Source organism: Stieleria tagensis (genome assembly GCF_024129865.1).
Classification (GTDB): Bacteria; Planctomycetota; Planctomycetia; order Pirellulales; family Pirellulaceae; genus Stieleria; species Stieleria tagensis.
In genome coordinates this window covers 1-13,908 of record NZ_JAMYFE010000073.1, presented here as the reverse complement: position 1 = coordinate 13,908, position 13,908 = coordinate 1, and the positions used below count along the sequence as shown (strand labels likewise).

Below are 13,908 nucleotides of genomic sequence, written 5' to 3'. Positions count from 1 at the left end.
TTTAGTACCCGGTCGGATAAATCCTCCACACCAACACAAACACCCGGCGTGATCAGCCGCGGTACTGGGGTGGGTTCCAAGAACCAACGGCCAGTCCACTGTCGGCGACAAAGATACGTCCGGCGTTGGTGCAGACCGCTTGATCATCAGCCGTCATGTTCTCAACCGCGGTTGTGATCACCAGCTTCAACGTCCCATTCTCGGCGACCAATGCCGGGCAGGTGTTCTGTGGGGATAGCGGCGTCCGCCAGATGGTTTGGCATTGGCCGGTTGTCAGATCGTACAGTCGGGTTTCCCCATAGGCGGCAGCCTGGGGCAAGAACATCGACACGATCAATCCGCTGCCGTCCGGCGTCAAAATGGCTCCATCGGGTACGGCCGGATCCGCGGTCAAATCCAACACGACTTCGGCCGGTCCCAGCGAACCGCCGTCGATGTCCAGTTGATACCGCACGACCTGTCGCGTCGGCGAATCGATGTCCACTAACCACAACTGACCGTCTTGCGATAACGTGGCTTTGCCGTTGCTGCAAATCTGGTCGTCGCGCAAACGAATCAATTTCTGATCCCGGCCGCGATACAAATACAGGCCCGCCTTTTTGGTCGCAAACTCCAAGTCTTTGGTCCCAAAAATCAGGTTGTCGTCGATCACCAAACCGTCGTTGATAATCGTTCCCGTCACATCGCCATCGACACCCTCACAGAACGGTGTGAATTGTTTGGATTCCAGATCAACGAACCCTAGCGATCGTTCGCAACCAACCACGAATCGGTCCAGGGCAGCGCCGGCATTGGGGCTGCACGGGAACGCAAACCCGGGCCGACCGGGCAGGTCGATCGAAATGTTTTGGCCGGTTTGAAAATCGTAGCGATTCAAGCTGCCGTGGTTGGCATCGCTGCCATGCTGAATGCCGACCCAGGAGAACTGGCCGGGAGCAATCTGGTAGGGGCCTTCAGGCAAGAAACGGAGCGCATCGGAATCGGGAACGCTAAGCGGAGTTGCTTCGATGACGTTGGCCACGACAGAACCTTTGAATGTTAGTTTGATCGTCGATGAATCGGAAAAGTACGGCGATCAGCACCTTACAGCGAACCCCAGCAAATCAAAACACCCCTGCCCAGGCCGTTTGGAAACTGCGTTTTTGCGTGGGGTATCGATCTTCTTGGTAACCCGACGCGTCACTTCAACGGCGCTGGTGTGGAGGATTTATCCGACTCGGGTGAGGGTTTTCTGCGAAGAATCAGGCCGGTCGGATAAATCCTCCACACCAACTAGCGACCGGCTAATTAAATCAACAGCCCGGTCGGGTTACCATAAAAACGCTGGCTTCAAGACTCCCGCGTCGCGTTTGTGATCAACCTGCCAATGTGAAACGTGCGTCTGGTGGTTCGCTAGGCGGGTTTGACGCCAAAGCGATCGAGCAGGATCTGAGGCACTCCGATGCCGACCGTTTCGACTCGTCCCAACACGGACCGGGCAGCTGCGTTTGCAAAACCGGCTTTCTCAGCCACAAAGGTCACCGTCAACTCGGCCTGAAAGGTCGGCTCGTAAGCTTGTCCGGTGTCGCAATCGAGGCCCGTCGGCAGATCGATTGCGATCCGTTTCACATCACTTCCGTTGGCGATTCGGACGGCATCCGCGTATAGGCCACGCGGTGCTCCGGAAGCACCGGTTCCCAGCATGCAATCGACCACCAACCGGTTGGCTGGAATCCAACTCCGCAGGTCGCCGGCACCGCTGGCGATTGCAATCGGCAACTGAGCCCGCTGAGCAATTTCCGCATTGCTGCGAGCATCTCCCGTGAGCTTTTCCAGTGGGACCAGGGAGATGATGCGGACATCCATGCCACAACATTGCAAGTGCCTGGCGATCACATAGCCGTCGCCACCGTTGTTTCCGGTTCCGCACAGGATGCCGACCGACTTTTCCGCTGGGTAATGCGTCACGATTCGATCGGCGGCGCCGCGACCGGCGTTTTCCATCAACACCAATCCGCTAAGACCGAATTCGTCGATCGCAATCTGGTCGATTTGTCGGACTTGATCTCGTTTCATTCGGTTCACCATGGAGGCGTGTCTGTCGCAGGTGGCTGGACGGGGCTCTTGAAGCCAGCGCTTTCGCGTCAGACATTGGTTTTTGGTAACCCGACGCGTCAACGAGGGATCCCGTTCACACCCAGAATCCCTCGCTCACGCGTCGGGTTGTGATAAAAAGCGCAACTTTAAGACTTCCGGCCGAGGGCGCTTGCCAGGGGAAGACGAACGGCTAAAAATGCAATGTTGCTACCGCTGAAAGGTAGCGGTTGTTTACAGTGATTACCAAGGTGAGACGATGCCGCTGTACGAATTCGAATGTCCCGGGTGCCAACACAGCGTGGAACTGTTGGTGCGGTCGCCGGAGGAACCTGCTGTTTGTCCTGATTGTGGTAACGATCAATTGACGCGGCTAATGAGCGCGCCGTCGGCGCCCAGCATGAAAGGCGGTTCGTCGTCGTTGCCGGTCGCTGCCCGCGGAGAATCATGCGGCGCGCCACGCTGCTGTGGCGGCGGCACCTGTGGTTAGATAACCCATCGGGGCCATCGGACACCTTTTGAAGTGGCAAAATTTCCGCCTGCCCCCGCTGAAAATCCACCCACCAGTCACCGAATCAGCCGGTTCGTGGTAGCGTCCGGCCCCATCGCAACCCTGCATGACTGCACTCGGCTGATTTCCGCTTGCTATGACGTTGGAAACTCAGCTGTCGAAACAGATCGCCAGGTTGCACCTGGCCTACTGCTAGCTTTTGGTGAGGACGGGGCAGACGTCGAACCATTCGCGTTTCTGGTCGCCCATCCAGCCGTTGGCTTCCGAAGGCCCCCAGAAACCGGGTTCATAGGGGAATAATTGTGGCGCGGCTGGGCTGCGCCAGGCGGCCAGAATCGGATCGATGATCCCCCATGCCAGTTCGACTTCATCACTGCGAGCAAACAAACTGGCGTCACCCAAGATCGCGTCCAGCAGCAGTCGCTGGTAGGCATCGGGCATCGTCCCGCCCGAGGTTTCGTTGAAATCAAAGTCCAGCGTGCTGGTCCGCGTTTTCATTTCGCTTTCCGGCACCTTGGCTTCAAAGTGTAGCTGAATGCCCTCGGCCGGTTGGACTTGGATCACCAATCGGTTGCCAACCGGGGTGCGAGTCTTTTCGCCGAACAGGATGTGCGGGACCTGACGGAATTGGATCACAATTTGAGTGGTCCGGCACGACATGGCTTTGCCGCTGCGCAGGTAGAACGGAACACCTTTCCAGCGCCAGTTGTCACAGTACAGTTTCAGCGCGGCGTAGGTTTCGGTTTGGCTGCCCGGCGGCACGCCTTCCTCTTGCAGGTAACCATGGTACTGCCCACGCACGGTATTGGAGGCAAAATCGGCGCCGGTCATTTTCCGCACACTGTGCAGCACTTTGACTTTTTCGTCTCGGACAAGTGCAGCGTCGTACCGCGCCGGGGGTTCCATGGCGGTGATCATCATCAGCTGCAGGATATGGTTTTGGAACATATCACGCAGGATGCCGGCGCTGTCGTAGTAGCCCGCGCGGCGTCCGATCACCACTTCTTCGGCCACCGTGATTTGCACGTGGTCGACGTAGTTGCGATTCCACAGGGGTTCAAAGATAGAGTTGGCAAATCGCAGTGCAAAAATGTTTTGGACGGTTTCTTTGCCCAGATAATGATCGATGCGATAGATCTGGTCTTCGCGAAAGACTTTGTGGATCGATTCGTTAAGTGCCTGCGCGGTTGCCAGATCGGTGCCAAACGGTTTTTCGATGATCACGCGGCGGAAACCGTCACTGTCGTCCGCCAATCCGGCGCCCCCCAATTGCACGATGGCTTCTTCGTACAACTGCGGCATGGTCGACAGGTAATACACACGGCCAGCCGGTTGGCCCTCTTCGATCTCACTCAGAAAGCCCGCGAGTGCGTCAAAGTCGGCGGACTGTTTGATATCGCCGGGCTGGTAATAGATGTTTTCGGAAAAAGCGTCCCAACTGGCTTCGTCGAACAACTTTCCGGCAAATTTCTTCGTCGTTTCGCGCAGCGCCAGGCGATATTCATCGTGCCCGAATGGCGATCGAGAAACCCCCACAATTCGAACCAGTTGGTCCAGCTTGTCTTTCTTGAACAAGCTGTAGAGTGCGGGAATCAGTTTGCGACTGGTAAGGTCCCCAGAAGCGCCAAAAATTACGATCGTGTAGGCCATTGAATCGGGCGATTTTCAAGCATGAAGTGGGTCATTTCGCGAAGCCGCCATCGCTTGGACGAAGCGTAGCCCGCTCGGCCATTGGTCGCTAGGGGCACTCACCACCGGGCCCACGATCGGCGCGTTCCGTTTTATCCACACAACACATCCGTAGCGGCTGTTCGGATCGCAGCAGCAGGCCAAGTTAGGCGATACAGACAGACACTGCACAGTCGAGTACACTACAGTTGCACCGTCGGCCGACGATCCCCATTCCGCACGCTCAAGCGAGCCGGAAGACACGTCGGCACCAACGTCTGGTGTCCCACCGATTCATCCCACCTTTGACGATTTGTCGCTCCGGCATTTTGACCGGCCCTGGATATGCCCCGATCTCAACCACCGTTTGGGTTGTGGACATGTTTGCCGGTGTGATCCCCAGCGATCTGCCCCATCAATCGCCATTGCAATTGATTGCATTGGCGGACCGGACGACGTCGCTACTGCATTGACAACGCGAAACTTCCCGCCTTTGCCCTACCGAGATAGCACATGTCCGCTCTGCTCGAACCAGAAAGCCCAGCGACCCAAACGCCGTCTTCAGTCGCACTCGCACCTTCGCCCCAACACGGCAGCAATTCCCAAAATCAGTCACACGACGCCGTGCCGCAGCGGCCGGCCGACGACTATGACAAGCCGCCCGTGAAGCTGAAATCCAGACCCTTTCGGTTAGCCGCCAAACCTGGCAGCGGCCGCTGGTTGCCGGTCGTCAGTGCGATCGCGGTGGTTTGCGTGTTGGCGACCGCCTGGTTCGGATTGCCGGGAAACGGCAAGAAAACTTTTCAGCAGACCGATTTACTGCACCTGGTTGACCGCCAAGACATGGAGGTCACGGTGATCGAGCGGGGCAATTTGGAAAGTCAGCTCAATCGCGAAATCCACTGCATGGTGGAAGACGTGCAGCGTGACGGGATCAACGGCACGCCAATCTTGTGGATCATCCCCAACGGCAGCAGCGTCGAAAAAGGCGACTTGTTGGTCGAAATGGAGTCCGCTCCGATGCGTGAAGCTTATGACGAACAGATTTTGGACACTGAAGACGCGCGGTCGACCAAAATCCAAGCCGAAGCGAACTACAGCAACCAAATTGTGCAAAACGAAACCAGCAAGGCGGAGGCCGGATTGAAGGTCCAACTCGCTCGACTGGAATTGGAAATGTTTAGCGATGTGGAAAGCGGAACGCACAAGTTGGCCGTTGAGGAAATCAAGCGTTCGATCGACGATGTGAATAACCAGATCCTGGAAGCCCAGGCCACGCTCGAACTGCGTCGCGATGACCGCCGCGGAATCGATTCGCTGTACAAACTGGGCTATGCCAACCGCAACGAACTTCGCAAAAGCGAATTGGCGTTCCTGCAGGCCGAAGGCAAATACGCGGCCCAGTTGAATAAATTGGAAACCTCACTCGCCACGTTGGCCAAGAAAGAGAACTACGAACGTGAGATGGAATTGCTGACGTTGCGTGGCAAGATGGCGACCGCTGAACGAGCGCTCGAACAAACCCTGCGAAACAACGAAGCCCGAATGGCTCAGGTGCAAGCGATCCTGCGTGCCCGCACCGAATCGCTGAAGAAGGAAGAGGAACGACTCGAACGCTACAAGACACAACTGGCCGCCTGTAAAGTTTACGCCCCCGAAGCGGGGATGGTGGCCTATGCCTCGGATGCCAACGACGAAGTCCGCGAGGGTGTGCCGGTCCGCTATCGCCAACACCTGATGTCGCTGCCGTCGCTGCAAGAGATGCAGGTCCAGACCGCGGTCCATGAATCGGACATGGACCAAATTCAAATCGGCATGAAAGCCCGGGTTTCTGTCGACGCGTTCCCGGAAAAGAAATACACCGGAACGGTGCACTCGATCGCCGTGCTGCCAGATCAAAACGGCTGGCGGGGAAGCGATACCAAAGTCTATCGCACGATCGTGACGATTGACGACAAAGTCGAGCAGTTGAAACCTGGGATGACCGCCGTCACGGAAATCCTGATCGATTCGATTGATGACGCCCTGGCCGTGCCGCGCCAAGCCGTGATCGAACGCAATGACCAGAACTGGGTGCTTGTTCACCAGAATCAACAACTGGTGCCACGCCCGGTCGACATCGGACGCGAAAACGATTCGGTCGTGCAAGTCGTCGGCGGCTTGGACACCGGTGAATCGGTCACCCTGAACCCCCGCGGCTTCATCGACGAACTGTTGAGTGGCGATTCCTGATGTGGTGGTCGACACTGAAGCTAGCCATTCGCAATCTGCTGCTGCATAAAATGCGCAGCACACTGACACTGTTGGGCACTATCTTGGGTGTGGCGTCCGTGATTGCGATGCTGTCGATCGGTGAAGGCAGTAAACAAGACGCGCTGGATCGGATTCGCCAGCTAGGCGCCAACAACGTGATCGTGCGAACGGTCAAACCAAGCGGCCAGACCGGGCGCGATGCCGGATCAGGAACGCAGCCTGCGATGGTCACCGACAGCCGCTACAAAGTGAACGCGTTCGGATTGACCTATGCCGATTTGCGATCACTGGAATCGATCCCCACCAACGATCGCGTGGTGCCAGTGATGATGAAACTGCAAAACGTGGCCCGGCAGGGCAATCGAATCGACCAAGCCAGGGTGTTGGCGACGACACCAGGACTGCAGGACGTCCGCAACATGACGGTCCATCGCGGGCGTTTCTTACAGCCGCATGATCTGGAATCCATGTCGAACGTTTGCGTGCTAGCCGCGTCGGCTGCGTCGCAGTTGTTCGGGTTTACTGATCCACTGGATGAACCCATCCTGATCGATGGCATTGCGTTCCGCGTGGTCGGGATTTTGGATGCCGGCGACAGTGGATTGGCCACAGCGTCACAGTCCGAGGGCAGCGATGCCAACCAAGACATCTTCATTCCTCTCGATACCGGCCGCGCCAGATTCGGTTTTCTGTCGCGAAAAGGTGCCCGCGGCAGTCGCGAGTACGAGCGTGTGGAATTAAGCGAAGTCACGCTGGCGGTCGCCGGAGGTGACGAGGCCACCGATCGGGTGGTAGCAACAGCCGGAATGGTGCGTGGTTTGCTAGAAAAGAAACACCCCGAAGCGGATTACCAGGTGCTGGTTCCGGTCGAACTGATGGCCCAAGCCGAGCATGAGAAACGGATCTGGAACATGGTGTTGGGGGCGATCGCCGGGATTTCTCTGCTGGTCGGTGGGATCGGCATCATGAACATCATGCTGGCCACTGTCACCGAACGGACCCGCGAGATCGGCATCCGCCGCGCGATCGGAGCCAAGCGGCGTGACATCATCCGCCAGTTTTTGTTGGAAACCACGGTTTTATCGGCCATGGGCGGAGTTTTTGGCATCGTTTTGGGTGTCAGCATTCCGATCGTAGTGACACTGGCCGTGGGAATGAAGACCGATACCAGCCTGGTTTCGATCGGTCTGGCATTCGGTATCTCGGTGGCAATCGGAATCGTGTTTGGCGTTTATCCCGCCTACAAAGCGGCATCGATGAGTCCGATCGAAGCGCTGCGAAAACAGTGATGCGGATAGGCCTGACATCTGACGCAGTTGATAGATAGATTGAATTGGTGGTTGGTCGAATCCCTCGAAAGTCTCGATAGCGTATAAGTGTCGATAACGTACATGGCTCGATTTGGCATTGTCTCTGGTCTATTGCTGTGCATTGATACCGCGATGGCGCTGTTCGGATCGCTGGAGAAGGCACCGCTATTGTTTCTGCCGATGATGCTGGGCATCCCGATTCTGTTTTTTGGTGTGGTGGCGTTGAACCCACACCGCCGCCGCCAGGCACTCGGATCGGCCGCCACCATCGGCGCGATCGGCTGCCTGATTGGATTTGGCCAGCTGGCCCATTTCTTGTCACTGTGGCGACACGCCGGCGCGGTGAACCTGCACGACACCCGAATCGTCTGTTTGATGGTGACGATCTGCGTGGCGTTTCTGGCCGTCTATGGCTGGAATCTGTTGGTGACCCAGCGATCCCGCTACGGCCAGCACGCCCAGAATCTGAAAGCACCTGGCGGAAAATAGCTGGGGCGAGACGGCGCGTTGAAGCTTTCGTATTTGGCAGAGCCGTTGGTCTTTCGTAACCCGATGGGTGGCTTTTGAAGTCGCGATTTCGCGTCAGGCATGGGTTTTTCGCAACCCGACGCGTGAGCGAGGGATCTGATGAAGTCCCTCGCTCACGCGTCGGGTTACCATTCCCACGCTAATTTGCCTTCGAAGATTAAAGCAACAGCCCGCGACGCGTCGGGTTGCCATAAAATCGCAACTTCGAAACATCAATACTGGTCGGATAAATCCTCCACACCAACACCGCGACCGACGGACAACTCGGTCGGCCGGAGGGCGTGATTGACGGGTGATGGGTGACCCCTTATTCTCTCGCCAACGCAATTGAAACCTTTCGCACCGATTGAAATCCCTGTGCAAATCGACCTGTCATTCCCCCGTGGCTATCCGGCTTCGGGGGTTTTTTCGTAAATGAAGCCCGACATGACCTCTACACCGATCCAAATCTACGACACCACGCTGCGCGACGGCTCACAGGGCGAAGGCGTTAGTTTTTCGCTCAATGACAAATTGCAAATTGCCCGCCGATTGGCGGAAACGGGCATCGATTTTGTCGAGGGTGGCTACCCGCTGAGCAATGAAAAAGACGTCGCGTTTTTTGAACAGATCCGCAAGTTTGATTTGGGCAAAACCAAGATTTGCGCCTTTGGGATGACACGTCGCCGCAGCGTCAAAGCGGCGGATGACCCCGGAATGCAATCTCTGGTCAAAGCGGAAACCCCGGTGATCACGGTCGTCGGCAAGACCTGGGACTACCACGCCACCGAAGTCCTGCGGGTTTCGTTGGAAGAGAACTTGGCGATGATCGGCGAAAGCGTCGAATTTTTGGCCGCTCACAGTGAAGTCATTTACGACGCCGAGCATTTTTTTGACGGCTTCGTTGCCAACCCGGAATACACCCTGAAAACGTTGCGGGCCGCCGCCCAGGGCGGCGCGACGGTGATGTCACTGTGTGATACCAACGGCGGCTCCCTGCCAGAACAGATCGCGCAAATCACCCAGGCTGCGATTGAATCGCTGCGAGATTTCCCCGCCGTGACCTTCGGCATCCATTGCCACAACGATGGGGAACTTGCTGTCGCCAATTCGCTGGCCGCTGTCGACGCCGGCGCGACACAGGTCCAAGGCACGATCAACGGGATCGGCGAACGCTGTGGCAACGCCGACTTGATTTCCGTGATGGCCAATCTGGCGCTCAAAAAACAGGGCTACACCGTGCTAGACGGTCGCGGTTTACAGCCACTGACCGAACTCAGCCGATTCGTCTACGAAACCGCCAACCTGCAATGGCGTGGCGGCCAGGCATTCGTCGGGCAAAGCGCATTCGCACACAAGGGTGGAATGCACGTGCATGCGATCAACAAAGCGGCGGCGACCTACGAGCACATCGATCCCGCACTGGTCGGCAACGAACGACGGATTTTGGTCAGCGAGCTCTCGGGACGCAGCAACATTGTTGCCGTGGCGACACGCCACAGCATCGAAGACGATCGCGAGGTTCAAGACAAAATCTTGGCCGAAGTCGTGCGTCTGGAAAACCAAGGCTTCCAATTCGAAAATGCCGGCGGCTCGTTTGACCTGCTGATCAAACGCGTGGTCGGATCCTTTGCGCCCCATTTTAGCCCGATAAAATACCGCGTCGTTGCCGGCGAAACCTCGGCGGACGAGAAAGACGTTTATGCCGAAGCGATCCTGAAAATTCGGATCGGGGACCAAGACTGCTTTAATGCAGCCGAAGGTCACGGGCCGGTCAATGCACTCGATTCGGCACTGCGTGCTGCGTTATTGCCGTCCTACCCTCAACTGCGCGACATGCGACTGGTCGACTACAAAGTACGTGTCGTCGACAACGGTGCCGGCACTGCCGCGGGCACCCGCGTCAACATTGAAAGCTGTGACAAAGACGAGTCCTGGGGGACGATCGGCGTCAGCGACAACATCATCGAGGCCAGTTTCAACGCCTTGGTGGATTCCTTTGAATACAAATTGCACAAAGACGACGTTACACCGGCCACCTAAAAGATGATTCCGATTCGATTTGATTATGCCACCGAGGCGGGCGAGATTGTCGCCAAATGGGACGACGCCGGTTGTAACAACGCCGAAGTTCGCCCGGATAAAAAGCCTTACACGATTGTCATCCCACCACCCAATGTGACCGGCGCGTTGCACCTGGGGCACGGGTTGAACAATACCCTGCAAGACATCTTGATTCGCACCAAACGGATGCAGGGTTTCGAAGCCTTGTGGTTGCCGGGAACCGACCACGCCGGCATCGCCACCCAAGCCGTCGTCGAACGACGGTTGAAGGAACAGGAAAACCTGTCGCGTCACGACATCGGTCGCGAAGCGTTGGTGCAGCGGATCTGGGACTGGAAAGACCAGTACGAAAAACGAATTCTGGGTCAACTGAAACGCATGGGATGCAGCTGCGACTGGCGGCGGCTGCGGTTCACGCTAGACGAAACCTGTGGCGCAGCGGTCCGCGCAACCTTTTTCGATCTGTTCCAAAAAGACTTGATCTACCGTGGCAAACGGTTGGTCAACTGGGACACGTTCTTGCAAACAGCTGTCAGCAACGACGAAGTGGAAAACGTGACCAAGAAAGGCCACTTCTATCACTTCCGCTATCCCGTGATCGACCCCAAACCGGGCGAGCCGGAATTCGTCGAAATCGCGACCACGCGCCCTGAAACGATGCTTGGTGACACCGCCGTTGCGGTGCACCCCGACCCGACAGCCGCCTTGGACAAAGTCGCCGCGGACCTGATCGAAAAACGTCGCTCGTTGAGCACGAAAGAACATGCCGACGTTCAAGCCCAGCTGGATGCGCTCGCCAAACGCCGCAGCGAGATGTTGCCTAAACTGGAAAAGTTGCGTGACATGGCGGCCGATGGGCGGAAGTTGATGCTGCCACTGGCCAATCGAGAAATTCCGCTCGTGACCGACGTTTGGGCAAAACCAGAACTCGGTTCCGGGTGCGTGAAAATCACTCCGGCCCACGATCCGAATGACTACGAAGTCGGCAAGCGGCAATCGCTGCCGATGATCAACCTGCTAAACGCCGATGGCACTCTGAATGCCACCGTGCCGGCCTATCAAGGGCTGACGATCCCCCAGGCTCGAAAACAAGTCGTTGAGGATTTGGAAGCAGCCGGCTTGCTGGGCGACGTGGAAGACCGTGACATCGAGATGCCGTTGTCCGACCGCAGCAAAACCGCGATCGAACCCTATTTGGCCGACCAATGGTTCGTCGCCATGGACCAGTTGGCTCAATCGGCCATGGATGCCGTGTCCGACCAACGCGTGAAAATCTTTCCAACCCGGTATCGCAAAGGCTACCTGGATTGGCTGGGTGAAAAACGCGACTGGCCGGTCAGTCGACAACTGTGGTGGGGACACCGAATTCCGATCTGGACGGCAACGTTCACCAGCCAATCCGAAGCCGAACAGGTTGCGGAAAAAGCCACCGCGCTGGGCGGACCGGATGTCGTGTCGACCAAAATCCAGGCCGCCGGCGATGACGAAGGACAAGCCGCTGGATTCGACGTTTTTGTCTGCCTGAGAGACGAAGAATCACCGCTGGAACCCCAGATCGAAGCCTTGGGACTGCAGCGTGACCCCGATGTCTTGGATACCTGGTTCTCGTCCGCCCTCTGGCCACACAGCACGCTTGGTTGGCCGCAACAAACCAAAGAACTGGAGTACTTCTACCCCACATCCACCCTCTGCACCTCGCGCGACATCATCACGCTGTGGGTTGCCCGCATGGTGTTGATGGGTCTGAACAATCTGGGCGAAGTTCCGTTTGACGAAGTGTTCATTCACCCGACCATCTTGGATGGCAACGGGGAACGGATGAGCAAGAGTAAAGGCAATGGCGTTGACCCGATCGACGTGATCGACAAATTCGGTCCCGACTCGCTGCGGTTTGGTTTGGCGCGGATCGCGACTGAAACCCAAGACGTTCGATTGCCGGTTCAGTATGAATGCCCGCACTGTGAAAAACTGATCGACCAAACCAAAAAGAACCGAACTGCAACCACCGTGAAATGTCCGGGTTGCAAGAAAACGTTCTCGACGCAGTGGGCCGAAAACGCCGCCGACACGGCGCATCCCAAAGCCGCAGTGGTCAGCGAAAAATTCGAGACCAGCCGGAACTTTGTCAACAAACTGTGGAACGCCGCGCGATTTGTGTTGATGAATCTGGAAGACTACCAAAGCCAGCCGATCGACGTGGCATCCCTGCCGGTCGAAGACCGCTGGTTGCTGAGTCGACTAGCAACGGTCACCGAGCAAGTCACCGCGGGGATCGAACAGTTTAAATTCGCCGACGTCTCAAAAGTCTTGTACGACTTTGCTTGGAACGAATTCTGTAGCTTCTACGTGGAGATCGCAAAGCCGCGGTTGGCCGACGAATCACAGCGTGCGATGACGCAAAATGTGATCGCGCACGGATTGGATACCCTGCTACGACTGTTGCATCCGATCATGCCGTTCGTGACCGAATCGATTTGGGGCTACCTGGGCCAACTCGCTGCCGAGCGCGGGCTGGAACCGACCGCCGCATCGCCCTTTGTGATGACAGCCGACTGGCCGACCGCTGTGCCCGAGCACCATGACGAAACGATCGAGCGACAGTTCGCCGAATTCCAAGAAGTCGTCGGTGCGATTCGCCGGATCCGTTCCAGCCAGAACATTCCGCCGCGCGAAACCGTGCCCGTTGCCATCCGCTGCAGCCCATCCAGCCAAACGTTGCTGGATCCGATGAAGACCTATTTCGAAGCGCTAACCGGTGCCGACGTTGTCGCGATCGGCCCCGACGCACAGGGCTTTGCCACCGATGCCCCCTTGGCCTTGCCCTCGATCGACGTCGAAGTCCACTTGGACCTCGAAAAGTTTATCGATGTCGAAGCGGAATTGGCGCGACTGGAAAAACTGTTGGACCAGTTGAACAAACAAATCACCGGTAAAGAAGCAAAGCTGTCAAACGAAAACTTTGTCGCTCGGGCGCCAGCCGACGTGGTCGAAAATGAGCGCGGTTCACTGGCCGAGTTGGTCCAGCAACGTGACACCGTCACCGCCGACATCGGCAAACTCAAGGAGAAGGTGTCATCAAACTAAATCACGCACCGGAGTTTGAATCCGGCCACGACGAACGGGTGGAGTTTGTACGCCACACGATCCGTGTCACGATGAAAGACCGCGCGCTCACTCAGCGCGGTCATGTCGGTGCCGAAGGTGTTTGCCGGGTGCTACTGGAACTGGCGGTCGATCACTTTGCCGAAAATGGCAAAGAGGAATTGGTGGCCTGGGAGTTCGGATCAAGCCGATCGCTGGGTGAATTCATTCACTCGCTGGCCGACCAAGGCGCGATCGAACTCGCAGCCGGCGAAAGTCTCGCCGACTTTGACGGCTGGTATGACTTAAATGCCCACCCCGACACCTGGAAACTGCAGTGGTAGTGCAGGGCTAAAAAGCAGCGCCAACCGCGGCGAGAGTTTGGAAGCGGCGTTCTTGCGATTCACTCGCCCAACCCCTCGGGGAGGTCGTGCAGCTTCG

11 protein-coding genes are annotated in these 13,908 nt (G+C 57.1%); 8 read left to right on the top strand and 3 right to left on the bottom strand.

Annotated elements, in window-relative coordinates:
• Positions 1–52: 52 nt before the first annotated feature.
• Positions 53–1,021 carry an SMP-30/gluconolactonase/LRE family protein gene (locus tag NHH03_RS17865; RefSeq protein WP_253158354.1) on the bottom strand — a complete coding sequence of 323 codons (969 nt, stop codon included), beginning with the start codon at positions 1,019–1,021 and terminating at the stop codon, positions 53–55.
• A gap of 371 nt (positions 1,022–1,392) precedes the next feature.
• Positions 1,393–2,055, bottom strand: coding sequence for an NAD(P)H-hydrate epimerase (locus NHH03_RS17860; RefSeq protein WP_253158353.1), 663 nt, complete (start codon positions 2,053–2,055; stop codon positions 1,393–1,395).
• A 277-nt stretch (positions 2,056–2,332) separates the two neighbouring features.
• On the opposite strand from NHH03_RS17860, the gene NHH03_RS17855 reads away from it, so the two are divergent.
• Entirely contained in the window at positions 2,333–2,563 is a 231-nt protein-coding gene (locus NHH03_RS17855) for an FmdB family zinc ribbon protein (protein ID WP_253158352.1), read from the top strand.
• 213 nt (positions 2,564–2,776) lie between these two features.
• Here the strand turns inward: NHH03_RS17855 and zwf are convergent, their stop codons facing one another.
• A complete protein-coding gene (zwf, locus tag NHH03_RS17850) occupies positions 2,777–4,234 on the bottom strand; it encodes a glucose-6-phosphate dehydrogenase (protein ID WP_253158351.1) in 1,458 nt (485 codons plus the stop codon).
• Between the two features lie 299 nt (positions 4,235–4,533).
• Between zwf and NHH03_RS17845 the strand changes: the two genes are divergently transcribed.
• The 7 genes from NHH03_RS17845 to NHH03_RS17815 all read left to right on the top strand — a co-directional run bounded on the left by NHH03_RS17845 (position 4,534) and on the right by NHH03_RS17815 (position 13,811).
• Positions 4,534–4,725 (top strand): hypothetical protein, encoded by a 192-nt coding sequence (locus NHH03_RS17845; RefSeq protein ID WP_253158350.1) that lies wholly within the window; start codon positions 4,534–4,536, stop codon positions 4,723–4,725.
• Between the two features lie 40 nt (positions 4,726–4,765).
• Entirely contained in the window at positions 4,766–6,484 is a 1,719-nt protein-coding gene (locus NHH03_RS17840; protein WP_253158349.1) for an efflux RND transporter periplasmic adaptor subunit, read from the top strand.
• A complete protein-coding gene (locus tag NHH03_RS17835; protein WP_253158348.1) occupies positions 6,484–7,794 on the top strand; it encodes an ABC transporter permease in 1,311 nt (436 codons plus the stop codon). The genes NHH03_RS17840 and NHH03_RS17835 overlap by 1 nt, the downstream gene beginning before the upstream one ends.
• A gap of 102 nt (positions 7,795–7,896) precedes the next feature.
• On the top strand, positions 7,897–8,304 hold the full coding sequence (locus NHH03_RS17830; protein ID WP_253158347.1) for a hypothetical protein: 408 nt from the start codon (positions 7,897–7,899) through the stop codon (positions 8,302–8,304).
• A gap of 465 nt (positions 8,305–8,769) precedes the next feature.
• Complete coding sequence (gene cimA / locus NHH03_RS17825) at positions 8,770–10,365, top strand: citramalate synthase (protein ID WP_253158346.1); 1,596 nt, start codon at positions 8,770–8,772, stop codon at positions 10,363–10,365.
• 3 nt (positions 10,366–10,368) lie between these two features.
• Entirely contained in the window at positions 10,369–13,470 is a 3,102-nt protein-coding gene (locus NHH03_RS17820) for a valine--tRNA ligase (protein ID WP_253158345.1), read from the top strand.
• Between the two features lie 71 nt (positions 13,471–13,541).
• Positions 13,542–13,811, top strand: a complete 270-nt coding sequence (locus NHH03_RS17815; protein ID WP_253158344.1) for a hypothetical protein — start codon at positions 13,542–13,544, stop codon at positions 13,809–13,811.
• The last annotated feature ends 97 nt before the right edge of the window (positions 13,812–13,908 follow it).